Raw genomic sequence first — 25552 nt, 5'->3', positions numbered from 1 at the left:
TAGAAAGAACCCGTGCCGCTCACCCCGACGCCGGGACGAGCGACACGGGGCGAGGTGTAGGATCGGACGAACGAAGCGGCTAGGCCGCCAACTGCCGACGTGCCGGTCGTCGACGCGGCGGATAGCGCAGCGACTCGATCTGCTGCACTTCGTCCCAATCGATCGCGAGCGGCTCGCCATCGGGAACTTCGACGAGGTTGAAACCGTGACGACGAATCGTCGAGAGGGAATCGCCCGTCGAGCGGGCCAGTTCGTTTTCCAATTCGGCTTGGGTCATGGCGAACTCCTAAAGATCAAAGGATAGAAACGGACCTCCAATCGTCGCCACGACCGGTCACCCGGCCATCGCGACGACGAAATACCGTGGGAACACAAAGGAGGAAGAGCGAGCCGATCCAATTAAGATCGGCAACGCTCGCTCAGGCGCATCCCGCAACGAAGGTTGCGGAGAAACGAGAGCTACGAGTGGACCAACTCGACGTAACCTTTCGCGACTTTCGACGCGATCAACTTTTCGACATGTTTCCGGGCGGCGGCCGGATCGGGGAACGATTTGGTCAGCGGCTGGCCGGCAGTCCCGATACGACCGTAGCGAATCGTAACGTCGCAACACACGGTACTGACTTCCCAAAACTTGGCGGACGTGCCCTCGACGAATTCAAAGCGACGATTCATGGCGTTGACTCCGAAGTTGAAAAGGGGTGGGTGAGCTTCGTGAGAGCGAGACCGGCTCGCTACGAAGCGGCGAACAAGTCGTTACGAAGGCGAGCGAACGCCGGGAACCGAGGTACTCCCCGATCGGAAAGCTCCTGGTAGCGGAACGTAATGGTGGAACCGATAACCGGCGGCCGCTCACGCTCCCGATCGCTGAAGCCAGTCCCGACCGCGAACCGAATTCCGTTGGGGAGTTCGACAAGTAAGGCCCCCAGCCGGCCGCGATGTCGACCTGTGCCGGGCTGATGTCCGATCACTCGGGCCTCGGCATCCAAGAATCGCTTGACCTTGAGCAGCGTCGACGAGCGCCCTGCCTCGTACAGCGAACCGGGACGGCGAAGCATCAGCCCTTCACCGCCGAGGCGCAGCACCTTGTCGAGTTCGGCTAGCAAATGATCGACACCGCGACAGATCCGTTGCGGCAATGCGTTCACGAGCTGCGACGGATAGCGAGCGAACCGATCGCGGCAATACTCCATTCGCTCCTCGAACGGACCACCAAGAGCCGGAGCATCGAAGACGACGTAGCGGATCGCTCGCCAGAGGTCCGATTCGTCTTGGCGACGGACGATCGACATTGTCCGTTGAAACGACTTGCGAGCCAGCCACAACTCGCCGTCGAAGGGCTCCGCCGGCAACTCGGCCCGAAACCAAGCCGGGGCATGAAAGACGTTGCCTTGCCGAGATAGAAATTGCCGGCCGTCCCAGAAGGCTCGCACGCCATCGAGCTTCTCGCTGAAGTACCAACCGGCGACGTCTTGCTCGCCGTCCCACGTCTCCGCCAACAGGAGCGGCGGTGCCGTGGGCTTCCGATCCGCCGTTAAGGACAAGGACGTAGGCACGACGCCGCCGATTCGTTCCGTTTCCGTTGCCTCGCCACGGTGTTTCTTCAAGTGCTTACAGGTGCGACGTTCGATCGGCAGCGATTGGTTACGCCACGCCGGGCATGAGCAGGAATAGACGCCGCCGGTATTCTTCAAGACATACGGCAGTCGACCCGAACCTTGAACTTCGACCGACTCGCCGTCGAGCAAATCAGGCATCGAAACCTCCTGGTAAAAACGAAAGCGGCGACCGAGCCCACTAGTAGGCTGATCGCCGCTTTGAGTTGTTGAAAGGAACGCCCGAATAAGGCACCGGACAGACGCGATGTCACGCCGCCGTCGTGAAGTCGTCACCGGCCGCAGACGCCGTGCCCGGCGCGAGCAACTTGCACAGCCGCATCGTCGCGAGCGCCGACTCGGCCGGGAACCGCGATTGACGTTCACGGCCCAAGACCTCTGTGAAGCAGTTGAACAGTGAATAGGCCGTGCGCGGACGATACTCTTCTCGCGACGGCTTCCGCCACTCATCGACGACCAGCGGCAGAAGCCGGAGCCCGACGATCTTTCGTTCGTAGGCTTGCAGGAGCAGCGAGTTCGCGAGGTCGTCGCCGAGTTCGAACTGTTGCATCCGTTCGATCCAGCCGGCAGCCGAGCGGCGATATTGATCAAGCGATCCGACCGCTCGGGCCAAGCCTTCTAGATACCGCTCCTGGCCGAAACGCGTGTGCTTCTTGCTGACGACGATTTCGCTCGTGAAGGCGAGGTTGTCGCACACGAAGACTCGCTGGCCGCAACAGAAGCCGATTGGAAAGCTTTGATCGTTCGAGTTGCGGATCCCGACGGCGAGCGACACGCCCTCGCTGACGTTCGTTGTCAGGTCGAGCGTACCGAAGAACCGCGAGCCGCCGTGCGAAACCGACAAGCGGCTCCGACAGATGAAGAAGCCGGCACCTTCCAGTGCACCGCAGACCGAGTCGAGCACGGCACGGTGGGCGAGCGGAAACCAAGTCTGTGTCGGCGGCGGCGGTGCGATCGTCGCCAACTCTGCGGCGTTGACTTGCCGAGCTCCGCAATGATTCATGAGCGTAGAACTGACCATGGACTCTCCTTCGACGAAGAAAAACCGGTGGGAGAGGTCGAACGAGACGTTCGACAAGCGATCGCGGTAGGTATGCGTTCGCTCAAGTATTCTGACGCGGTCGCCCCCGGGATTTAGCTCGATCGTTAAGCTAGTTGCCCATCTGTTCGCATCCGGGCGTTTGCAAATCACAGCAACGCGAAATGCGCGCCCGCGAGTGCTGTCATGCACTGGGCTCCTCTGGTAAAGTCGCTCGTACACGACACCGCGAAAAGGTGCCGTCGCAGCACTGCAAATTCAGCACCGCGAAAGCGAATGTTGTCGCGCCAGCGCCGGACTATTCCGCAAATCAATCACCGACAAGCCTTGTCGAGACCCGCTCACTACTGGACGCACCGAATTCTCTCGTAAAACCTGACTCCCATTGAAGTACGTCAAGTTATCATGCCGCACATCTTCGACAATATCGATCGATCACTGCTTCCAGCATTGCGCAGCACCCTTACGGTTTCTGATCGCGCCGACTTTTGCGTTGGCTACTTTAACCTGCGAGGCTGGCGGCAAGTCGACGAGCTCGTCGAACGTTGGTCCGGTGGCGAGGGAAACTGCTGTCGGCTCCTCGTGGGCATGCATCAGTCTCCTTACGAAGAGCTTCGAGAATCTCTCCAACAGGACGGCGCATCAGACGGAATCGATAATGCCACGGCCGTTCGTCTCAAGAAGAAGCTCGCCCTGGAATTTCGTAACCAGCTCATGGTCGGCACGCCTAACAACGCCGACGAAGCAGGTCTTCGCCGACTTGCGGCACAGCTTCGGGCGAAGAAAGTCGTCGTCAAGCTGTTCCTCCGCCACACGCTGCACGCCAAGCTATATCTGCTGTTCCGCCCTGACCCAGTGAGCCCGAAAGTCGGCTACCTGGGAAGCAGCAACCTGACGCTCGCCGGACTTCGGCACCAAGGGGAACTCAACATCGACGTCCTCGATCAGGATGCATGTCAAAAACTTGCCGACTGGTTCGATGCGCGGTGGAGCGATCGCTGGTGCCTTGATATTTCCGCCGAGCTAGAACAGATCATCGAAGAAAGCTGGGCGCGTGATAATGCAATCGCGCCCTACTTCATCTACCTGAAGATGGCGTACTAGTGACCTGCCCCCGGTACTGATACCAAGTGTGATGTTAGGACTCGGATGAATCAAGCTTGGTCTTTTCGCGGAGCGCAGCGTAGCGAAAAGACCAAGCTTGAACGGCCTCGGGTGCCGGGGGTCGGTAGCCGAGCGAGCTGTGCGGCCGGATCGTGTTGTACTCTCTCCGCCATCGTTCGATGAGCACCTTCGCCTCCCGGAGCGTGTCGAAGATCTCACGCTCCAAGAGTTCATCTCGCAGCTTACCGTTAAACGATTCGACGTAACCGTTCTCCCAAGGACTCCCCGGTTCGATGTAGAGCGTCTTGACGTCGATCCGTTGCAACCACTCTCTGATCTTCGTGGCCGTGAACTCCGCGCCATTGTCGCTGCGGATGTGCTCCGGCACGCCGCGGCGAATGAACAGGTCGCTCAGCCGTTCTAGCACGTCTTCGCTCGTGAGCCTCCGCGCCACGTCGATCGCCAAGCACTCGCGCGTGAACTCGTCGATGACCGTCAACATCCGGAAGGCGCGACCGTCGTGCGTTCGAGCCTGCACGAAGTCATAGCTCCAGACGTGATCGCGATGCGTCGGCCGCAGCCGGACGCACGAGCCGTCGTTGAACCATAACCGACGTCGCTTCGGCTGCTTCTGCGGCACTTTTAAGCCCTCGCGGCGCCAGAGCCGTTCGACTCGCTTATGGTTCACGCTCCAGCCTTCACGACGCAGAAGTGCCGTAATTCTACGATAGCCGTAGCGACCGTAGTCGCTCGCTAACTTCACGATCCGCCCGACCAATCGCGGTTCGTCGTCGGGAACGAGCCGCGGGCGACGTTGCGTCGCCCGCGCTTGTCCCAACACACGGCAGGCTCGACGCTCGCTCACGGCGAGCGTCTCCCGCACGTGTTCGACGACTCGTCGCCGACCGGTCGGGCTCAGAAGTTTCCCGCGGCGGCCTCCCGCAGAATCGCCTTGTCGAGTTCGGCGTCGGCCAGCAGCCGTTTCAGTCGCGAATTCTCTTGCTCCAGTTCCTTGAAGCGCTTCGCTTGATCCGTCCGCAGGCCGCCGTACTCTTTTCGCCAGCGGTAATAAGTCTGCTCCGTGACGCCGATCTTCTTCGCCACCTGCGGAACCGTCTGCCCGCGCGCCAACTCCAACTCCGCTTCCCGCAACTTCTGAATGATCTGCTCTACACTCAATCGCTTTCTCGCCATGACCTTCCCCTTTCAAGTGAGAGCCGCAAGTTTATCACCTTGCGACCGGACTCGTTTGATGGGGGCAGGTCACCCGCGCAAAACGGCTGCCATTTCGCCCCCTCTTAGCGTTACAAACGCCGAGTTTTGCGGGGCGGCGGGGTTTTCTTCAATTCGATGGGCGATGGAATTCGCGATCGCCACGGCCGATTTTCGCAGCGTCAACTCGATGCCCGAATTCAACTCCGGCTTGTCCGTCTTAAAGCGTGCGAGATCATAAGTTAAACGCAACAATCCAAAGGCAGTCCCGGCGCGTTCGAGGCGGAGGGCGTCGTTTGTTCCGGTTAACGCATCTACGCAAAGTTGCGAGAACAAATTGTTTACGCGCTCGATCGCCGACTCGGATGAATTCTGCCGGCCCAATTCCGGCGCGAGAAACCGAATGAAGCGTGCTGCGCTCGTGGGGGAATCGAGCAACACGGACAATAGCGCGGTCGACGCCTCGTCGCTGTCCGTCGAAAGTAACGTGGTGAGAGCGCGGTCGGCATGCGCGTCTTTCCAGCGTTCGTAGACCGACACCAGCAGCTCGTTTCGTGACATGAGTCGAGAGGAACGCGCCGCCGACTCGGCGATCGTCCCCCAGAGCTTGCCGTTGGGCTTCAACAAGTTCGCACGTACGGCGAAGTCTAACGCGGCGCTTTGAGCAAAGAACTGCAGGTCGGAAACGATCCACGTGCAAAGGTCTTTCTTGCCGATCAAGCGTAGCTTCAGCAGGGCTTCGACGAGCTTAGCGTTTTTGCATTCGGCGAGGAAGCTGCGCCATTGGTCGGGCGAAAACTTCGACTTCGGCATAAGTCGAAACAGCAGCGTTTGCAAGGCGTCGGGCAGTGAGTCGAATTCGTCGTCGGAGAGAGCTTGCCATTGCCCGAGGACGACTTCGGGTTCGTGATCCAGTCGACTTCCCCAGTCGACGAGCGTATGCTGAGCGCGGACCAGGAAACCAGGGCAGTTGTCGGGGAGTCGTCGAACAACTTCGCGATAGTCGCTGCGAAACCGTGTCAGGTCAGAGTTCGAATTCAACGTTCCGAAAAGTTCCAGCAGCGGTTTAAGAGACTTAGGAGTCATCGGCGATTCGTACGGAGTGCGGAGTTCATGAAACGTGCGTCGATGCCCGTCAGCGAAGGGACTTTCCGGCGACGAATGATCGGCGCCTCGCCCACGACTTGGGACGAGAAATTAGCATAGTGCGGCTATCCGGTCGCGAACAGTGGACCGAACCTTTAGAGGCCGCATAGTCGCGCGACGAACTAGGCCAGCAGGTCGATCTGGTTGCCGAGCAAGTTTTTACGGTCCATCGGGATTCGCAGGTTGGAGTGGGCCTACTGCCGTGCCTGCTCGAGCGAGATCAAGATACACCGATCTCGTTTCGCGGCGCAAATGATCTTTCGATCTTCGTTCTTTCGCGACGCCGCTAGTCGCGACACGATTGCCTCGAATCATTCCGCATCAAGCAACGGCCACCGCCAAAATCTTCTACGGCGTTTCGGCACACGTCGCTTCGCCAATACGCGTTTTTCTCGAAAGAAAATGAGCGCTCACGAAAGAGATTGAAATAGTCCAAGCGAGCGATATAATCGCACTATTCCTCGATAATCATGCGGTTTTTAGTCGAGGCCCAAGATCGCTCGACAAGCTAGGGGTCACAGGTTCGAGTCCTGTATCGCCCACTTTTACGCTGTAAGGGTTTACGTCGAGACCCAAGTTCAATTCCGGAGTTGGTCAGAGATACGGTCGGACTTCGGTTTCCAAAAACCGGTCTAAGCCCGCTACTTCGACCTCGCGAATCGTCGCTGGGTCTTCTCAGTCGTGAAGTCGAAAGGCCGGAAACTTCGGCGCGTCATCTAGCTTAACGAAGCCGTCTTTACGATCGCTGAAGACTCGCGGTTGATGGAAAGCCTAAATCGAACAGGCAGGTTTTCCGCTTTCGTTTAAGCGATGACGATCGGAGCTCGGATCGCTTCCATCTCCGCCGGAAATTACTTCTTTCCCGGCTTGATGTCGTTGAGCAAGTCATCGACGGAGTTCTTTTTTGCCTTCTTGTCGCCGGCGAGAGTTTCTAGTTGCTCTTCCGCCGTGGGGCGTAAGTCTTGGAAGCGAACGTGCCCCCAAAGGTGCGGCTGCAAGCGTGCTTCGCTAGGTGCGTCGGCGACGATCTGCGTCGCCTTGTTCGACCAATAGATTCGCCGCATCACTTCATTGCCGTCGGGCCCGCTGACGAGCACCCCCCAATCCAGCTTCAATCGCAAGCCGGGCTCCGGCTTGATCCCCAACGCGCTCAGCGGCACCGCCGCTTCGAGCGTGTACTGCTTGTCATCGCCCGAGCGCACGAGTCGCACGTCGTTCAGTTGTTTGATCTCGTCGAACGTCGTTTCGCCGGTCGGCGACGTCACGCGCACGACGTTCTCCGGCTTCGTGCCCGGCACGACCGGACGATAAAGCACCGCCTTCGGCTTATCGCCGACGAAGGTCAACAACAGCCGCAGATCGCCGACTTCCGGAGCCTGTCGATCTGCTGTGGCTTCCAAGCTCGTCGCCAGTTGCAGGTCGACCGAGGCTCCCGTCTTGAACAGCCGTTCCCATTGCTCTCCCGTGTTTTTAAGCGGCCCTAAGCCACGGACGCGCCACGCCAAGTAGAGCGATTCCTTGTCGTAGCCGATGCGGAACTCGGCTCCGGTCGTCGAGCGGTAATCGTCGTCGAGGCCCGAGATCGCGGCATCGGCCGCTCCCCAACCGGTGAGGCGACCGTCGATCGCCGGCGGCTTGCGCAGCCGATAGGCATCGACGACCGCGGCCCGTTGATAGACCTCGACTTGCTCACGGTTCAAGTCCCACTTCTGCGCGCGCTCGAGATCGGCCGGTGTAATATCGAGAGTTCCGCCGATCCGCTGGGCTTGCTCCAACCCGGCGACTTCGAGGACCGAGATGTGGTTGTGCCCGGCGATGGCGTAATACTTCCCGTCTTGCTCGTTGCGACTGAAGTGGCCGCGGAAATGTTCTTGGCCGCTGGTAATGTCTTCGAGCCAACTACCGCGGGCATGCTCCTTCATACTCCAGGGCTTCGCTTGCGGATCACGCAAGTCTCGGAACAGCGGACCGATGAGCAACCCATCATGAGTCCAAATGTTCCAAGCACCGGTGTTGGCGTGAATGATCACGAACTCACCGGGTCCTTGCGCTCCGGTCGATTCATGGCCGACGATGCCGAACTGCGACGTAATCTGATCGCGCCGCCAGGGCTTCGTGGTATTAAACGGCTGCACGCCCATCCCGTCGACCGGATACGTCCAGCGCGTCATGCCGTCGGCGGCCAGTCCGACTTCGTGGATCTGATTGCCTACCTTGTGATAGCCGCCGCCGTCGAGTCGATAAATGATTCCTGCGAGCTTCGGATTCGTCGTGATCTCGTAAATAGGCACTCCCGACGGCAAGAACTGCTTCACCGTATATCGCGTGGGACCCCCTTGAATACCCAAGTCGCGATTGAAGAGCGTGAGTCCTTGGCGAGATTTCGCATCGAACAGCTTCACCTCGATCGCTTGCACTTCGGCGTCGTCGTTCAGGTCGCTCCACAAGAACGAGCTTTGAGCCAAAGGTTTGTTTCCGAGTTCGTTCCAGAGCTTCGTCTCTTTAAGCGGCTCGAACATATCGGCTTGTCCCATCGCCGCGGCGAGTCGAGCCTTCCCTTGTTCATAGCGATAGACGACGCCGACCTGTTGCTCGGCGAAGCCCGCCCGCGTGACGAGATAACTTCTGCCGTCGATTTCGTGTAGCACTTCGCCCGGAGGCGTCTTGCCGAGCCAATTCAGATACTTGATCCGCGACAGTCCGGTTTTCCAATCGAGTTCGAATTCCATCGGGCCGTAGAATAGCCGGCTCTTGTCCTTGCGATCGAGCACGCCGCCGCCGCCGTACGATGTGTTGCCGAGATGCTCGCGAATCAGTTCGCCGTTCGTACTCCAAACGGTGATGCGCTTCGGGTGGTATTGATTCTCGACGACCCACAGCTGATTTTGCGCATCGACCGCCAAAGCCGTGACGTCGCCGAGTCGCTCGGCATCCCAAGCTCCGGCGACGAATCCGCCCGGCTTGCCGATCGAACGCAAGAGAGTGCCCGACGGATCGTAAATGCGCACTTGCTTGTGAGCCGATCCGTTTTCATAGACGTAGATATTTCCCTGCCGGTCCAAGGCGAGTGCCGTGGGCTGCTCCAATCCGTCGATCAGCTTCGCGTGCTTCCCTTGTTTGAGATCGACGCGCACGATCGACGTGCCGGAGACCGCAAGCAATTCCCCTTTCGCGTCGACCGCGATCTGCCCCGGCAGTGCGAGCGGCACTTCGCCGACGGGGGCTCCCGAACGGGCATCGTAAATTTCGATCCGTTGGAACGCCGCGGCATCGATCGCGGGCTCGCCGCCGAGATACTTGAGTGCCGCTACGCCGAAGATGCGGCAACGGGTAGCATCGAGCTTCACCCCGCCTAAGTCGGCGCGGATGCCGCGCGAGTCGGGCAGGTTATCGGTCCATTGCTTGACCACTCGCAGCCTCACGGCGCGGGTCGACACATCGCGCCCGAAATCGACATAGCCGTCGACATAGCGCGCCGTGCCGTTGGCGCTAGGGAAACCGGTATGATGGTCGCGTCGTTCCTGACGATACTCGGCGATCGTCTCCCAGCCTTCGTCGCCGCGCAACTCGACGGCTTGCGTGCCGGTATCTTTTAGGACGTCGATCTTGGTGAGCTCACCGTCGATCTCTTTGATCGCCAAACCGCGCAGGGATTGCGGTTGCGACCATTGCATCAGATAGATGCCGGGATCTTTTTCCGTCAGCGGGCTCGTCCGCTCGGCATCCCACACACCATCGGTTCCGACCTTGCCGGAGCTCACGCTAATTTTCGCGTCTCCGGCCACGTTCGCCAAGCGACGTCGCAACAGCTTCATCCCTTCGAGCCCGTATTCCGGATTTCCTTCGGAACTGCCGCCGAAGTTCAGCATGTCGTCGCGCTTTGCGGTCTTCGGTTTGTCGAGGCCGTCGAAACCTTCTTTCTTTGCTTTCGGTTTCTCGAGCAGGCCGGCCAACGGATCCCCTTCGCCCGCGGCGCCGCGCAAGAAGCTGATCCGCACAGCGCGCGTCTCCGTATTCGGCGGCAACGGAACGACGTCCCACGCTTGCTTCGCTTGATCGGGCAAGCGTGTCCAAGAGTCTTCCCGCTCGGCGTCGGGCGGGTACGAAGCAGTCCCCTTCAGCACGCTGACGACGACGCGCGCCCCCTTCAACTGCGGCAGGGGAAACGCAAGGCTGCCGATCGCGACCGGTCGCTGAAATGCCACGACGACATGCTGCTGATCGGCTTCAATGCCGAGCGGTCGTAGGCGTTCGAGTGTGTACTGCGTCGCTCCTCCCGGCGGCGTTCCTTGGAGACGAAACAGCCGGAGAAAGTCGTTGCGCCGGTCGGGCACGATCTCGTACTGCACGCGAGGCGGTCGGGCCGGAGGATAAAACGGCACGCACTTCGCCACGTCGACATCGTCGGCCGAAGCGGCATTCGTCAGATAACTTTCCACCCCTTGGCAGGCGATGTAGATTTTGCCGTCGTGAACGGCCAAGCCGCGCATGCCGCGCGGGCGCGTCGACGTCGGCACCAACGACAACGGGCGGCGAACTTCCTTCGTGGTCATATCGACCGCCCAAACCGATTCGTTACTCGTATCCAAGATATTCGCGCCGACGAACACTTCCTTGCCATCGGAGGCGAGAAATTGCGGGCCAGTCCAAGCGGCGAACGAATGATGCCCCCAGAGCTTCTGCCCCTTGAGATCGCATTCGATGAGCGATACTCCGCTTTCGGCGACATACGAACCGAGATACACACGGTCGCCCGCCGCACAACCACTGACCGGCGGCGAATGGTCGGCCATCCAGCCGCCGCTGCCGTTCAAGGCGTTGAGCCAAGGAGAATTCTCCGGCGCGTAGCGCGAGACGTTCGGATACACCGTCATCTCGTAGCGCGTGCGCAAATCGGGATAGGTGATCGCCGTCCAAGGATATTTGCCCGGCGCGACGAAATTGCCGTCGCCGTCTTTAAGATCCCAACCGATCGCTTGCTCTCCCGCCGCGCGCGGTTCGCGCACGACAAGATTTTTAATACGCCGACCATCGGGCGTGTTCACTCCGAGCGTAACGTTCATTGCTTCGGCCAGCGGTAGCTTGATCGTGATCGGCGCCGACGACTCGCGGACCGAGCGCGTCGGCACCGGACGAGTCCCGAGATCGATCAGCGTGTGGAGCGCCGAGATTTCCGCGAGCGGCCCTTCGGCGGTCTTGGCGGCGGTTAATCGCAGGCCCCGCGTCGCGACCGGCGGGAAGCTCAAATAGCGCCACGTTTGTTTTGCTTCGCTCGGAATCGCCGGGCCGCCGGTCACATCGAGCGCGCGCCATTCCGCCGCAGTTCCCGCCTTCGGATGGACATCGGCCGGACCGTCGAAAACTTCGACGCTGAACTTCTCGAAATTGGAATTCAAGACCAAGCCGGCAAGTTGTTGCGGCTCATTCCAACTCACCAAAAACACGCACGGAAAGAGATCGTTGATCGGCGCTCGCGGCACACGGCCCGATTGATCTTTACCGGCGTTCTTCCAGGCCCCTTGTCCGGTGATCAGGTTCGAGGCGGGATGCGTAGGATGGTCCGTATTCGGCGGCGTATATTCTTCGGCGGCATAAGGCTGCGAGTCGGGCGTCACGTTATGCAGCCGCGGCGTATAAAGTCGCACGCCTTGCAGGTGCGAGCGTCCGTTGCCGATCGTTTCGCGGAACAACAGAGCGCGGCACTCCGTTTCACTCGCCAAAGCGAACGTCGAGCCGCCGGCTTGAGCCGGCGCATGAAGTTGCACCCAGTGCGTCTCATTCTTCGGATCGCCGGGATACGGCGCGTCGGCCTTCAAAAGCCGAGCTTCATAGTTCCGCGGAATGTAAAGCGCGCCAAGCTTAATAGGACGCGTGAGAGCGATTCGATAAAGAAACGTCTCCGCTTCTCCCGGTTTCGCTACGATGCCTGCGGCCCAGCCGGGATACTTCGGAACCATCAACCCCAACGCTCCCGACACGTCGTCGAGCGAGGCTGCTTTCGTCGCCGCGCCGGTCCACGACTGGCAAGCGGCGAGATCGAGGTCCCGCTCCTGAACTGCCGACGGAAGCGATTCGCCCGGAGCGGCGTTCGCGACGGAAGCGATGCTCATCAGCAGCGGAAGCAAACGATATCGCAACTGAGCTTGAAATTTCATCGGCAGACTTCCATTACGTTAGGGACAAGCATTCGCTCACGCCGACCTTAGCGCAGCGAATCTTGCAGCGACGACGATTGTAACTCGGAACCCTCGCCATGCGACAGTTTCGCTCGCGGGTACCGACTTATCTCGGCCCCGGTCACATGGGCCGGCGTCGATATTAACGTCGGTATTAACGCTGCGCTTCCACCCGGCCGGCGTCTGCCCGTTGCAACTTGTGCCACTTGGCTTGAAAGGTCGGGCGCTCGAAGACTTCCGGATTCACGACCCCGCGCGGCCGTCGTCCTTCGATAAGCTCGACGACACCGCCGAAAGCCGTTCGGCCGATATCGCGGAACAGCTCATCGGTCCAGGCGATCGCATGCGGTGCGAGCAGCACGTTTTCGAATTCCGCGAACCTCGGCGGCATCGTAAGAGGCTCGCCGTCGAAACAATCAAGAGCCGCGCCGGCAATTCGCTTGGCAACCAACGCCTGATAAAGAGCCTCTTCGTCGACGATCCCGCCGCGCGCCGTGTTGATGAGGTAAGCGTTCGGCTTCATTAGCGCCAGTTCGGCCGAGCCGATGAGCCCGCGCGTCGATTCCGTCAGCGGGCAATGCAACGAAACGAAGTCGGCTTCGGTCAGCATTTGCCGCAAACTCGCAGGTCGCGCACCGAACTCCGAGATCGCTCGCTCGTCGACATGCGGATCGAACACCAGCGGCGGACGCATGCCGAAACCGCGCAATAGCTCAAGCACCTTCCTACCGATTCCGCCGAAGCCGACTATGCCCAACGTCCGATCGCGCAGCTCGGAGCCCATATAGTGCGAGCGCTCGTTCCAACGAGCCTCGCGCACCAGCCGATCTTTGGCTTTGACGTGATGCGTGAGCGCCAACATCCAGGCGATCGTCGCTTCGGCGACCGGCCTATCGACCGCTCCCGTCGTAATCGTCAGAGCGACATCGCGATTCGTGCAGGCGGCGACATCGACCGAGTCGTATCCCACGCCGAACCGCGCCACGACGAGCAACTCATCAGCGAGCATCAAGCTTCGGGCCGTAATACGGGGCGTGAGCACGACGACACCGTGCAGACCTCGCAGCTGCTCCGCTTGCACTTCCGGTTCGTGTCGTTCGAGCCGAGATAACTCGATCCCCGCATAGTGCTCGGCAACGCCGCTCCCCATGTCCCGATAGCGAGGCTCGCCGGAGTCGGTAAAGAAATCCGCGGTTTGCCCGAGCCGAAACCTGGACGTTGCTTGATGACTAGCGGTCATTCGGCTTACTCTCTCGACGGGGACGAAATGTCGGCGCGAATCGAGGCCTCGCGCCCAACCTCGCTGAGCCCTTGGCGAATGCTGCGGATCAACAGCGCGGCATCGGTGCCGAGTCCGATCATGCGGAACCCTTCGTCGCGACGACGATGCAAATCGGCCGTGTCTTTCGCCAGCACACCGCACTGCTTACCGCTTTTGAGAAGCACTTCTTTCGCAGCAGCGATCAGCTTCGCCACGCCGGGCCCTTCCCATTCGCCTCGATAGCCGGCCGAGGCCGAAAGATCCGCAGGCCCGAAGAAAAAGAGCTCGACTTCGGCGAGCGTTGCCAATGCGGACACTTGCTCCACGCCGCGAACCGTTTCCAAGATCGGCACGACCAATACCTGCTCGTTGGCTTCGCTCGTGTGTTCGACGAACGCTTGCCCCCAGGCCGTGGCCCGCTCTGCGCCGATGCCTCGCTTCCCTTCCGGCGGATACTGCGAGAACGCCACCGCTTGTCGAAGTTGCTCGGTCGACTCGACCCATGGGATCACGACGCCGTCGGCTCCGAGATCGAGCGCGCGCTTGATGGCGCCGCCGTTCAACTCAGCCAAGCGCACGAGGGCGACGGTGTCGCTCCGCACCACGGCGCGCAAATGCGCCACGATCTCACTCCAATCGAGATGCCCATGCTCGGCATCGATCACGATCCAATCGAGCCCCAAGCCGACGGCGATCTCCGCGATGCTCGGCGACTCTAACGTAACCCACATTCCATAGACCGGCTCCGAAGCGGCAAGCTTCTTCCGGAATCGACGCAGGGCTTGGAAATTCATCGGGTTGACAGCCGCCGAAGGCGTGATAATCATGTTGATTATCAGATCGTCACTCTTCGCGCCGGGCCTGTCAAGATATGCCGTCCAAACTTTCACGACTCCCCGAAGCGGCGCTCGACGCGACCGGCGTCTGGGAAAGGGTTTTACGAGTCGCTGAGCAAGAAAAGCTCCGCGCCGGAGATCAGTTGCCGAGCGTTCGATCGCTGGCCGAACGATTGCAAGTGAAGGCGACTCAGGTGCGCGATGCCCTCCTGCAAGCGCAAGCGAAGGGGGCGGTAAAGATCGTGCCGCGCATCGGTGCGTTTTTAGAAACGACTTCGCCCGCGGCGCGCACGCTCACCAGTTCGCTGAACGATGCGGCGCATGCGGCGCTCGCACGAACCGTGGTCCGAGAGTCGCACGATTTGCTTCAACTACTGGACGCTCGACGACTGATCGAAGTGGAGCTCGTCGGACGCGCGGCCGAACGCCGTCGCCTGGAGGAAATGCTGCCGGCCCGTCGTGCGCTGGAAACGCTGATGCTGCTTCCGCTCGACGCGCCGCGGGCCGACTATGTCGCATCCGACATCGAATTCCATACGGCCTTGGCTCGGCTCTCGGGCAACGCGATTCTTGCCGGGGTTCAAGAGACCTTGATGCAGCTATTACGTCCGTACTTGCTCGACGTTCCGCCGACGGCCCAACATCGGACTAGCGCCGATCGCTCGCATGCGGCGATCTACGCGGCGGTCGTCGACAGCGATGCCGAACGTGCGCGGCGCGAGATGCGCGACCATCTGAGCATGGCCTACGACAGCCTGCTGCGCGACCTACGGCAACCGCCGCAACATCCGATTCATACCCCTCCGACGACATAAACGAGAATCGGATGTTACGTCGGCAAGTATTCCTATCGATGACGATCGTCGCAGTCTCGGTTGCCGCGCGCCCTGCGTCGGCCGCCGACGACCACGACTTCTTCGAGAAGCGCATTCGTCCGGTGCTGGTCGAGCATTGCTACGAATGCCACTCGGCAAGTGCTCGCAAAATCGGAGGAAACCTACGCTTGGATACGCGCGACGGCACGCGGCGCGGCGGCGATTCCGGCCCGGCGATCGTGCCCGGCGATCCAAGCAAGAGCTTGCTGCTGCAAGCCGTGCGCTACGGCGACGACTCGCTGCAAATGCCTCCTAAGGGAAAATTGTCGAGCGAAGCGATCGCCAATTTGGAGCGCTGGATTAAGACGGGGGCCGCGGATCCACGCATCGCCGACGCCGCGTCACCGGTGAAACCCGAGAACTCCGCCTGGAGCGAAACGCTCCGCGCACGGCGCGCTTGGTGGAGCTTGCAACCGGTGAAGAAGCCGCCGGTGCCCGAAACTTCCGACACGAACGCCGGCACCCATCCGGTCGATCGCTTCCTCGCCGCCCATTTGAAATCGCAATCGCTCGCGCTCGCTCCCCATGCCGAACTCGGCACGCTCGCCCGCAGGCTCAGCTTCGTGTTGACCGGCCTCCCACCGAAGCAGGACGTGATCGATGCCCTCGTAGCCGGCAAAGATCAGCAATCGGCATATGCGGCGATGGTCGATCGCATGCTCGCGTCGCCGCATTTCGGCGAGCGTTGGGCTCGGCATTGGATGGATATCGTCCGCTTCAGCGAGACGCACGGCAACGAATGGAATTACGAAGTGCATTATGCGTGGCGCTATCGCGATTATCTGATTCGCGCCTTCAACGCCGATGTTGCCTACGACCAGCTCGTGCGCGAACATATCGCCGGCGATCTGCTCCCTCGCCCGCGTCTCAACACGGCCGAGCACTTCAACGAGTCGGTGATCGGCACGGGCTTTTATCGCTTCGGCGAAGTGAACCACGACGATTGCATCGGACTGCGGCAAATCGGCTACGACCTCGTCGACAATCAGCTCGACACGTTGACGAAGACGTTTCAAGCAACCACGGTCGCCTGCGCACGCTGCCACGATCACAAGATCGACGCGATCTCGGCCCGCGACTACCATGCACTACTCGGCATCTTGCGCAGCTCGCGGCTCGTCAGTCATACGATCGATACGCCTGAGGTGAATCGGGCTCCCCTCGAGCGATTGAAAGAGGTGAAAGCCGAGATTCGCCCTCTCATCGCAGCCGCTTGGGCTCGCGATGCCGAGGAAGTCGCGAAGTATATGCAGGCCGCCGCGGCGCGCCATCGGAAACAAACGGACGCGGCCCGCTTAGCCGCAGGTTTAGAAGCCGAGCGGCTCGATCTTTGGCAAAAGATACTGACTGCGGAAACATCGACAGTCGACGAGCCGTTCGACGTTTGGAGAACGCTCGTTCGCGAGCCGGCCGACGACGCCGCCATGCTCGCCGCAAAATGGCAATCGCTCGTCGCCGCGCGTCGAAAACTCCAACAAGAAAGACTCGCAGCCGAAAAATCTCATCTTGTTTGGGCCGATTTTCGGCGCGACGGCGATCATGGCTGGGAAGTCGGCGGGCAAGGGTTTCGCGAGCGGCCCACCAAGAGCGGCGAGTTCGTCGTCGCCAGAGCGGGCGAAGCGTTAGTCGGATCCGTCGTGCCGGCCGGATATTACACTCACGCACTGAGCGACAAACTCAACGGCACCTTACGATCGCCGCAGCTTCCCGAGACCGGGAAGCATGTGAGCTTTCAAGTCGTCGGACGGCATAGCAGCGCCGTGCGCCTGGTCTCCAACCATTGCCAATTGAACTACAAGAATTATCGAGCCCTCACTTCCGACGAGCCGACTTGGATCACGTTTCCGATTCCCGACGAGCGCGCGACGCTGCGGAACTACGTCGAGCTGATGACGATGCTCGACAATCCGAAGTTTCCCGATCAACTCTCGTCGCTCGGCGGCGACAAGCAGAACTACCGCCTTCCTTGGGATCAAGCGGCCGGAGACCGCCGCTCTTATTTCGGCGTCACGCAGGTCGTCTTGCACGACGATCCGAAACCGCCAGAAGCATCGCTCGGCCACCTTTCCCGATTGCTCGACGGACCTGTTCCGCAAACGCTCGACGACGTGGCCCGTAACTACGCCGGCGCCGTACGCAGTGCCTTGCGCGCGTGGACGAGCGACGCTTGCACCGATGACGACGTTCGTTGGCTGAGTGCCTTATTGAAGCATGGCTTGTTACGGAACTCGACGCAGGCGCTTCCCGAAGTCGCGCAGCTCTTCGCCGACTATCGACGCATCGAGAACGAGATTCAGTCGCCGCGCGTCGTGCCGGGCATGGGAGACTTCGGCTCGGGCATCGAGCAGCCGATCTTCATTCGCGGCGATTGGCAACGCCCCGGCCCGCCGGCGCCGCGAGGGTATTTAGAAGTCTTCGGCGACGATGCATTTGCTTCGATCCAAGGAAGCGGGCGATTAGAATTGGCCGCGCGAATCTCCTCGGCCGACAACCCACTCACGGCTCGGGTCATGGTGAATCGGATCTGGCATCATTTGTTCGGCGCAGGGCTCGTCCGCACGGTCGACGACTTCGGCCGCATCGGAGACTTGCCGAGCCATCCGGAGCTACTCGATTATCTCGCCGCACGCTTCGTCGAAGAAGGCTGGTCGACGAAGCAGTTGATTCGTCTGATCGTTACGTCGCAAACGTTTCAAGCTGCGGCAACGCCGTCGGCGGCGGCCTTGCAAAGCGATCCGGAAAATCGCCTGCTTTCGCATTTCCCTGCGCGTCGATTGGAAGCGGAAGCGATTCGCGACACGATCCTAACCGCTTCCGGAAGGCTTGATCCGACCCTCTACGGCTCGAGCGTGCAGCCGTTTCGCGAACAAGCAAATGCCGATCGAAGATTATTTCCGGGTCCGCTCGATGGAGCCGGGCGACGGAGCGTTTACATTAAGTTCAATCTGATGGAGTCGCCGAAGTTTCTCGGCGCGTTTAACCTACCCGGAGGAAAAGTCGCGCAGGGTCGTCGCGATGCGACGCAAGTGCCGGCGCAGGCCTTGGCATTGCTGAACGATCCCTTCGTCTTGCAGCAAGCCGAAGTGTGGGCCGAGCGGCTCTGCAAGAGTTCGCACCGTTCGACCGGCGAGCGCATCGACGCGATGTTCCGCACCGCTTACGGACGCCTGCCGGCAAACGAGGAGCGTTCGCAATTCGAAGCGATGGTCGAGACGTTGGCTAAGCTGCACGGCGTCGCCGACGAGCGTGTCTTAACGGCGGTTCCGGTCTGGCGCGATGCGGCCCATGCGTTGTTCATCACCGAAGAATTCATTTACATTCCCTAAGCGACGTCCGACGTCGAGCGACTTTTCAGCGATACCTCCATGTCTTTTACGCGTCGAACGCCTCACGTTTGCCCCGGCCGCCTCGAAGCGCCGACGTCGCGACGTCGGGTCTTGCAAGACTTCGCCGGCGGTTTCGGACTCGTTGCGCTCGCCGGCTTGCTGGACGACGAGCGGCGCGGCGCTCGGGCCGACGAAGCAGCCGCAGTGCGAACGCATTTTCCGGCGAAGGCGAAGAACGTCATTTTCTGTTTCATGGACGGCGGCGTTTCGCACGTCGATTCGTTCGACCCGAAGCCGAAGCTCGACGAACTCGACGGCAAAGCCTACGCCGACTCCAAGAATCCCACGGCCCGCGGCGATCGGCTCTGGTTGAAATCGCCGTGGAAGTTCGCGAAGCACGGCGCGTCGGGCCTGCCGGTAAGCTCGCTGTTTCCGTACCTGGCGACTTGCGCCGACGACCTGGCCGTGATCCGCTCGATGAAAGCGGACTTGCCGCTCCATTCGACCGGCGTGCTGCATCTGCATACCGGTGCGAATTTCGCCGGCCGGCCCAGCCTCGGCTCCTGGGTGTCGTACGGCTTGGGAAGCGAGAATCGAAACCTGCCGAACTTCGTGGTGCTGAGCTTCGGCGTGGTGCCGTGCGGCGGCTTAGAAACGTTTTCGAGTGCGTTTTTGCCGATCACGAATCAAGCTTCGCAGTTTCGCATCGAAGGGGCGCCGGTCGACAACATCCGGCCCGGCAACGACGACCGACGCATCCAAGAAGCCAAGCTGGCGTGGGCCCAGCGGCAGAACAAAGCGTTCGCCGATCGCTCGGGCGACGAACGGGCCATCGAGGCGGCGATCGGCAACTACGAATTGGCGTATCGCATGCAATCGCTAGTGCCGGACATCGTCGACTTGTCGCGCGAGACCCGCGAGACGCAAGCGCTGTACGGGATCGATTCCAAAATCGCTTCACAACGGCAATACGGCATTCAATGCCTCCGAGCGCGGCGCTTGATCGAGTCGGGCGTGCGCTTCGTCGAGATCACCTGCCCGCCCGGCGCCTCGAACGGCACCTGGGACCAACACGGCGGCCTCAAGAAAGGGCACGAAAAGAACGCGCTCGATACCGATCAAGCGATCGCCGCGCTATTGAAAGACCTCAAGCGCCGCGGCCTGCTCGAGGAGACGCTCGTCGTTTGGGCCGGCGAATTCGGACGGACGCCCCACTCCGCCGGGCGAGACGGACGCGATCACCATCCCGAAGGATTCTCGATTTGGATGGCAGGCGGAGGGGTGAAGCCGGGGACCGTCTACGGAGCGACCGACGAGCTTGGCATGCAGGCGGTCGAAAACGTCACGACGATCCACGACCTTCACGCGACCATCTTGCACCTTCTCGGGCTCGATCATTGGAAGCTGACGTTCCGCTTCGGCGGACGCGACATGCGCCTCACCGACGTCCACGGACATGTCGTCACCGAGATTCTCGCTTAGAGACGCTTTCGTTCTCCTGTTCGACCTCGGGCTCCCTAACCTCGCTTCTTCGCGGCGCGCTTGGCGGATTTCGCACCCTTCGCGGCGGCCTTGGGTGCCGAAGCCTTCGCCTTCGTGGCCGGTTTCGCGGCTTTCTTCGTGGCCGACTTCTTGGTCGTCGACTTCTTGGTTGCCGACCCGCTCAGGAGCTTCGTCGGCATCGCCTTCGCCGCCAGCTTTTTGACGGTTTCGGCGGCGGGCAACTCGGCCCGTACTTTCTCGACGGCCTTCTTGATCGGTTTCTTACCTGCGGCCGACGAGTTTCCGACCAGCGCCCCGGCCACGCCGCCGACGATCGCACCGATCGGTCCGGCAACCATTCCACCTAGGACGGCGCCCCCGATGCCGCCGGCCGTTTGTTTCGAGACCTCGGGCAGATTCTTTTCGCTCTTCTCACTCTTCTTGTTCGTCGATTTCGCGGCCATGATGTCGTACTCGCTTGGTTAGAACTAGGTTGCTCGACTTCGCCGTGACCGGTCGCAAACGATCGATCGTTGCGCACGCCTGGCTGCGTCAGCCATCGTGTTTCACGAACCGATCGCGCCGGCCGACTTGCCATCTGCAATCGACGTACCAAGCGATGAAACTTAATGGTTGAACATGAACTCGCTGGAGTTCAGCAAGCTGCTGAAAAGATCTTTGTAGAACTGCGCGTCGGGCTTTTCCGACGGCGCAAGGAGCGCGAGCAAGGCTTTAAGCTCTTCCGGCTTCGGCTTCCGCGTCAGAGCTCGGATGTAAAGCTCTTCGATGATCTCTTCCGGAGTCTTCTTCGTCTTCATCAGGTCCGGAACGACGGTTCCCTTGTCGACGTTCTTCTGCATCGTATCACCGACCAAGAGATGCAGCGTTTGCGAGATCGTCACTTCGTTGCGCGTTTCGCAGGCGCAGATGCTCCCCCGTTTCGAACGACCGAACGTCGAGAGAAACGGGTCGCCGGCGGTCGGCGCGCTGGCGCGAGGATGATATTCCATCGCCATCGTTCCCTGCGGCCAAGAGCGGAACGAGTGCGTGCCGTCGGTCGCCGTGATGATCGAATCGAGCAAGATATCGGCACGAGCACGGCGCAAGCTACGCCGCGAGAATTGCCGCCGATCTTCCTTGTTCGTCTCGTTCGGATGGATCGACAATTGATACACGCGCGACATGCAAATATCGCGGATCAGAGAGCGGAGATTGAAGCCCGAAGCGGCGAACTTCTCGGCCAGCGCGTCGAGCAGCGGCCCGTTCGTCGGAGGATTGCTGATCCGCATATCGTCGATCGGTTCGACGAGCCCGCGAACGAAAAAGTGGGCCCAGATGCGGTTGGCGAAGTTGCGGGAGAAGTGCGGGTTGTCGGGTGCGGTCAGCCATGCGGCTAAGGCCTCGAGTTGGTCGACATCGGGCGGAACCGGAGCTTCGCCGCCGAGCACGGTCGCAGGGACGGGCCGTTGGTCGACGATGTGCTTCGCCGGCGGGGCGGTCGGGTCGTTGTAGATGATGAAGTCGCGGTATTGGACCCCCTGCTTGCGGCGAATTCCGTTGAAGAAGCTGACGTTTCCGTAGTAATCGGTCATCGTCCAACGATCGAACGGATGATTGTGGCACTCGGCGCATTGCATCTGAATGCCGGTCATGAGCTGCGCAAAATTCGCCGCGAAATCCTTCGGGCGGAAGGCGCGATCTTGCACCAGCATCGTGTAGAGGTTCGACGGAGCATCGGTTAGGTTGCTGCCGCGGCCTTTGATCTGATCGGCGACGAACTCGTTGAACGGACGGTTCGTCTTGAACTGCTTGAGAATCCATTGCGCGTAGGTGTTCGCGGCTTTGGCGTCGGTGGCATCGGGAATGTAGCCGCTCGCGATCAAGCGCACCCATTCGCCCCAGATCCCGGCCCAGACGCGCGAGAAAGCCTCGCTTGCCAGCAACTCATCGATGAGCGCTTCGCGCTTGCGTGGGCTCGCATCGGCCATGAACTTGCGATACTCGGCCACGGTCGGCGGGATGCCGCAGAGATCGAGATAGATGCGACGGAGGAACGTCTCGTCGTCGCACAACTCCGACGGCAAGATATAGAGCTTCTGCAAGCGATCGTATACGAGCTGGTCGATGTAGTTGTTCGCCGGCGGATTCGACCACTTGAAGTCCGTCTTTTCCGGCAACACGATAATCTCCGAGCCGATCGTAAAACGATCGAACCGGGCAAAGACATGCGAGTCGCCGCGGCTTACCGGCTTCACCAAGCCATCGGCTTCGATCGCGACCGTCGCCGGATTGTTCGTGAGAAACAGCGACAACTTCGTAACGTCGCGCTGCGAGCCGTCGGAGTAACGGGCCGTCACTTTGCTTTGCACCGGCGTACCGAGCCCTTGAAACACGATCCGCTCCGGCGTGAGCGTGATCTCGACGGGCACGGCCACCGACTCGGCATCGTCGGGAGCGCCGGCTTGAATCCACGCCAGCAACGTACGGTAGTAATCGCTATCAACGGCGAAGCGCTTGCCGCCGGTATGCGTGACGCTCCCCGTCGCCTTGAGCAGCAATAAGCTCGTTTCAGGAGCCGCCACATTCACGCGCCGCCCGACCATCTCCTGCGTGATGCGGAAGTAGTCGCCTTTCGGGTCGTAGCCGAAAAGCGAGAGCATGAAGCCGTCTTTACCGCGCGACGCTCCGTGGCATCCCCCGGCATTGCAACCGGCGCGGAAGAAGACCGGCATCACATCTTGCCGAAAGCTCGGCACGTCGGCCGCGGCTTCGACGAAGGTAGGACAGAGCGCACCCCAAGCGAGCGCGAGCGCCGAGACGACCCTGTGAACCAGCGTCATGCTCAAGCGGCGAATATGCGTAGTCATTTCGTTCTTCATGTTCGACTAACCTGACGTATTTCGTAGTACGGCCGACTTTCGCCGGCGGTTACTTCTGAAGTGCGGGATCGATTCTTAAAACGCCGACGCCCGTGCGCTGGCGAATTTCCTGGCCTTCTTCGCGAAACGTGAGCTCGACGCCGATCTCCTTGTATTGCCCGAGCAACGCTTCGTTATCGGCTCGCAGCTCGAACACCAATTCGTCGGCATTCGGCTTCAACACCGGCAGCGGCTCGGCGACTTGAATTCCTTTCGGCAAGCCGGAAAGCTTCGCCGACGCCACCGCTTTGAACGGATGTTGCGGGCTCACCTTCCAAACGAACTTCGCATTCGCACCACGGCGAATTCCCACAGGCTCGCTCACGAGCCGCACATAGGGCTGCGCAACCGTGAGATTGAAAAACGGCGACGACACCTGCAGCTGTCCGGTTCCGGCGACGTCTTTAGGTTCTCGCGGCAGCGTGCGCGCTTGAATCGCGACTTGCCATGTCGCCGGCGTCGCGTTCGTCGTGGCGGTGAAGCGATAGATCGCTTCCGACACGCCGGCGGGAATTTCCATCGTCGGCTCGGAGCCTACGCCGGCGGGGTTCCAGGCCGATACGATTTGAATCGGCTCGTCGAAGCCCGGCTTTCGATGCAACTTGACCTTCACCGACAACTCGCCGTCTTGAATCAGCGGAATCTTCGGCACTTCGACATCGACGGAGAATGGTGCCGGGTTCGTCACCGCTAGCGCGTATTGATCGACGATCAGCGAATTGGAGCTTTGCCCGAAGTGGTCGCCGACGTAAAGAATGGCCTGTCCGGCGCGGGAATGAAATTCAACTCCCGGCTTCGCGGGCCGAGCCAACACGCGAATCAACGCCGCTTGCGGCTTGGCATCCGGTTTCGCGACGAACTGAATCGGCACGGTCGCCGGATACGAGCCGGCTTCCGTGCGAATCGGCGGCGCAATCATTTCTACGCCCGGCGGCAAACCTTCGGCGACTAGTTGGAGTTCGTCGCGATACGGATTGCCCTGACCTTGGCTCAGGCCCAACTGTAAGGTCCAGCGGTTCCCTTGCGGGATCGCGAGGCCGGAATCGCGCGGCGATTCGCGCGAATAGTTTCGCGTTACCAAGTAAGTGTTGACGCGATTTTCCAGCGGCTCGATTTCGACTCGATAGACGCAGGTCGGCGCTCCTTGATTGCGGATGTCCTTGATGCGGAAGATGTGCGGGCCGTCCCCTTTCGGCTTCCAAACGATCGAGGGATCCATGATGCTGAGGCGGCGAAACGCATTCGGCACGCCCGGCAAGCCGCGCTCTTCGTAGTTGGCGACGTCGTCCGCCGTGACTTCCGCGTCTTCCGCCCCTTCGGGCCGGATGTCGATTTGCGGATCGAGCGGCGTGCCGAGCGAACGGGCATACACGCGAACGAGATATCCCTGATCTTTCTTCGGCCGCAGCCGGAATTCGTCGACTTCGTTGGGTCGACTGATAATGCCGTTCAACGCCACTGGAAGCTCGCCGGCCTCGTTGACTACGGGTGGCGTTTTCTTCTCGGCAGACTCCAGCACGTTCCGATACTTCGAGACGCGCATCGACAGCGGATATGCCGCGCCGAAGTCGTGCTCGAAGTCGCCCGTCTCGGCGGGAAGCGATATTTTCTTAGCACGGTTCCCGAGCGGATCGCCGATCAACGTCACGTCGAGAGGCTGACCCGCCATGCCTCCGGCAGGATAAATCGCTTGCGGCGTCTCGAAGGTTCCGATGTGAGCCAGATAGTGCGTGTAGAACGAGTTGCTCGTATCGGAATACAAGCTCTGCGCAATCTCGATGAAGTAATCGCCGTCGTGCGGCGCCAAGATCGAGACGAGCGGATCTTGCACGAGCATCGCGGTATCATCCGACAAGGCCAGCTCTTTGCCCGATGCGTCGAGGATTTTGACGAGTAGGTCCAGTTCTCCGCGGGCCCACCAGATGTTGGAAAGACGGACCGAATTCACTTCGACCGAGATCCGCTCCCCCTTCTTGCGCGTCACACGATAGATGTCGTGATCCATGATCGGCCCCGGCAGGATGTAGCCGAGGACGGTCACGTTCGGTGCAGACAACACTTCGGCCCGAGCGATCACGCTGTTCGGAGCCAATTCACCGAACGGCTCGGCTTCGGCCTGCACGGGAAACGGCGTGACCCAAAACGTCGACAGCGTCGTGATGTCTTTACCGGTTCGCACGCGCAGCGGGTGCAAGCCGATCGGGCAGTCGGCGTCGATCGTGACCTTCGCTCGGATCCGCTGCTTTACGGTCGCGCCGAAAGCTCGACCGCCGATCCGTTTATCGACCGGATTGAGCTTCCCCTGGGCATCGAGTTGCGAAAGATCCGGCAAGGTTTCGATCGCTACGGCGCGAATGCCGGGCCGATAAAACAGAACCTCTTGCGGGTCTTCGAGAAACAGCCCGTGAATCTCCAGATCAATCGTCGTCCCTCGTTGACCGGCGCGCGGAAATACGGCTTCGATATGCCGCTGATACTGCGCATCGGCGGTCGATGCCGAGATAGAAATCGCGAGTAGAAACAAAACCGACGAACGAAAGCGCATGAATCAACTCTTCACA

The 25552-nt window shown here is 60.6% G+C and carries 16 protein-coding genes; 4 read left to right on the top strand and 12 right to left on the bottom strand.

Annotated elements, in window-relative coordinates; genetic code table 11:
* Window positions 1-79: 79 nt before the first annotated feature.
* From K8U03_00185 to K8U03_00170, 4 genes are all read right to left on the bottom strand, one after another.
* Window positions 80-277 carry a hypothetical protein gene (locus K8U03_00185; GenBank protein ID MCE9603301.1) on the bottom strand — a complete coding sequence of 66 codons (198 nt, stop codon included), beginning with the start codon at window positions 275-277 and terminating at the stop codon, window positions 80-82.
* Window positions 278-459: 182 nt separating this feature from the next.
* On the bottom strand, window positions 460-675 hold the full coding sequence (locus K8U03_00180) for a WGR domain-containing protein (protein MCE9603300.1): 216 nt from the start codon (window positions 673-675) through the stop codon (window positions 460-462).
* A 59-nt stretch (window positions 676-734) separates the two neighbouring features.
* Window positions 735-1757, bottom strand: coding sequence for a DNA ligase (locus tag K8U03_00175; GenBank protein MCE9603299.1), 1023 nt, complete (start codon window positions 1755-1757; stop codon window positions 735-737).
* A 109-nt stretch (window positions 1758-1866) separates the two neighbouring features.
* Window positions 1867-2637, bottom strand: a complete 771-nt coding sequence (locus K8U03_00170; GenBank protein ID MCE9603298.1) for a hypothetical protein — start codon at window positions 2635-2637, stop codon at window positions 1867-1869.
* A 423-nt stretch (window positions 2638-3060) separates the two neighbouring features.
* Between K8U03_00170 and K8U03_00165 the strand changes: the two genes are divergently transcribed.
* Entirely contained in the window at window positions 3061-3759 is a 699-nt protein-coding gene (locus tag K8U03_00165; protein MCE9603297.1) for a hypothetical protein, read from the top strand.
* A 34-nt stretch (window positions 3760-3793) separates the two neighbouring features.
* On the opposite strand, the gene K8U03_00160 is transcribed toward K8U03_00165, so the two are convergent.
* The 5 genes from K8U03_00160 to K8U03_00140 all read right to left on the bottom strand — a co-directional run bounded on the left by K8U03_00160 (window position 3794) and on the right by K8U03_00140 (window position 14381).
* Window positions 3794-4953 (bottom strand): IS3 family transposase gene (locus K8U03_00160; protein MCE9603296.1). Its coding sequence is split into 2 segments (ribosomal slippage): window positions 3794-4692 and window positions 4692-4953, totalling 1161 coding nucleotides; the frame shifts between segments, so codons are not numbered across the junction.
* Window positions 4954-5022: 69 nt separating this feature from the next.
* The gene (locus tag K8U03_00155) at window positions 5023-6057 is read right to left on the bottom strand and encodes a hypothetical protein (GenBank protein MCE9603295.1); all 1035 of its coding nucleotides are present in this window, start codon (window positions 6055-6057) and stop codon (window positions 5023-5025) included.
* Window positions 6058-6968: 911 nt separating this feature from the next.
* On the bottom strand, window positions 6969-12272 hold the full coding sequence (locus K8U03_00150) for a hypothetical protein (protein ID MCE9603294.1): 5304 nt from the start codon (window positions 12270-12272) through the stop codon (window positions 6969-6971).
* Window positions 12273-12447: 175 nt separating this feature from the next.
* Window positions 12448-13533 carry a dehydrogenase gene (locus K8U03_00145; protein MCE9603293.1) on the bottom strand — a complete coding sequence of 362 codons (1086 nt, stop codon included), beginning with the start codon at window positions 13531-13533 and terminating at the stop codon, window positions 12448-12450.
* Between the two features lie 5 nt (window positions 13534-13538).
* A complete protein-coding gene (locus K8U03_00140; GenBank protein ID MCE9603292.1) occupies window positions 13539-14381 on the bottom strand; it encodes a hypothetical protein in 843 nt (280 codons plus the stop codon).
* A 44-nt stretch (window positions 14382-14425) separates the two neighbouring features.
* On the opposite strand from K8U03_00140, the gene K8U03_00135 reads away from it, so the two are divergent.
* Genes K8U03_00135 through K8U03_00125 form a run of 3 tightly spaced genes read left to right on the top strand, consistent with a single transcriptional unit; the run spans window position 14426 to window position 20073 of the window.
* Complete coding sequence (locus K8U03_00135; protein MCE9603291.1) at window positions 14426-15205, top strand: FCD domain-containing protein; 780 nt, start codon at window positions 14426-14428, stop codon at window positions 15203-15205.
* Between the two features lie 11 nt (window positions 15206-15216).
* Window positions 15217-18591 (top strand): PSD1 and planctomycete cytochrome C domain-containing protein, encoded by a 3375-nt coding sequence (locus K8U03_00130; protein MCE9603290.1) that lies wholly within the window; start codon window positions 15217-15219, stop codon window positions 18589-18591.
* Between the two features lie 39 nt (window positions 18592-18630).
* The gene (locus K8U03_00125; GenBank protein MCE9603289.1) at window positions 18631-20073 is read left to right on the top strand and encodes a DUF1501 domain-containing protein; all 1443 of its coding nucleotides are present in this window, start codon (window positions 18631-18633) and stop codon (window positions 20071-20073) included.
* A 35-nt stretch (window positions 20074-20108) separates the two neighbouring features.
* Here K8U03_00125 and K8U03_00120 read toward each other — a convergent pair whose 3' ends face one another.
* The 3 genes from K8U03_00120 to K8U03_00110 form a co-directional block, all read right to left on the bottom strand.
* Window positions 20109-20537 (bottom strand): hypothetical protein, encoded by a 429-nt coding sequence (locus K8U03_00120; protein MCE9603288.1) that lies wholly within the window; start codon window positions 20535-20537, stop codon window positions 20109-20111.
* A 162-nt stretch (window positions 20538-20699) separates the two neighbouring features.
* Complete coding sequence (locus K8U03_00115) at window positions 20700-22913, bottom strand: DUF1549 and DUF1553 domain-containing protein (protein MCE9603287.1); 2214 nt, start codon at window positions 22911-22913, stop codon at window positions 20700-20702.
* An 88-nt stretch (window positions 22914-23001) separates the two neighbouring features.
* Window positions 23002-25536 (bottom strand): PPC domain-containing protein, encoded by a 2535-nt coding sequence (locus K8U03_00110; protein ID MCE9603286.1) that lies wholly within the window; start codon window positions 25534-25536, stop codon window positions 23002-23004.
* Between the last annotated feature and the right edge of the window lie 16 nt (window positions 25537-25552).

This window comes from Planctomycetia bacterium, from assembly GCA_021413845.1.
Taxonomy (GTDB): Bacteria; Planctomycetota; Planctomycetia; order Pirellulales; family PNKZ01; genus PNKZ01.
Note: the sequence above shows the minus strand (reverse complement) of the source record. Positions and strands in the feature narration are given on the sequence as shown.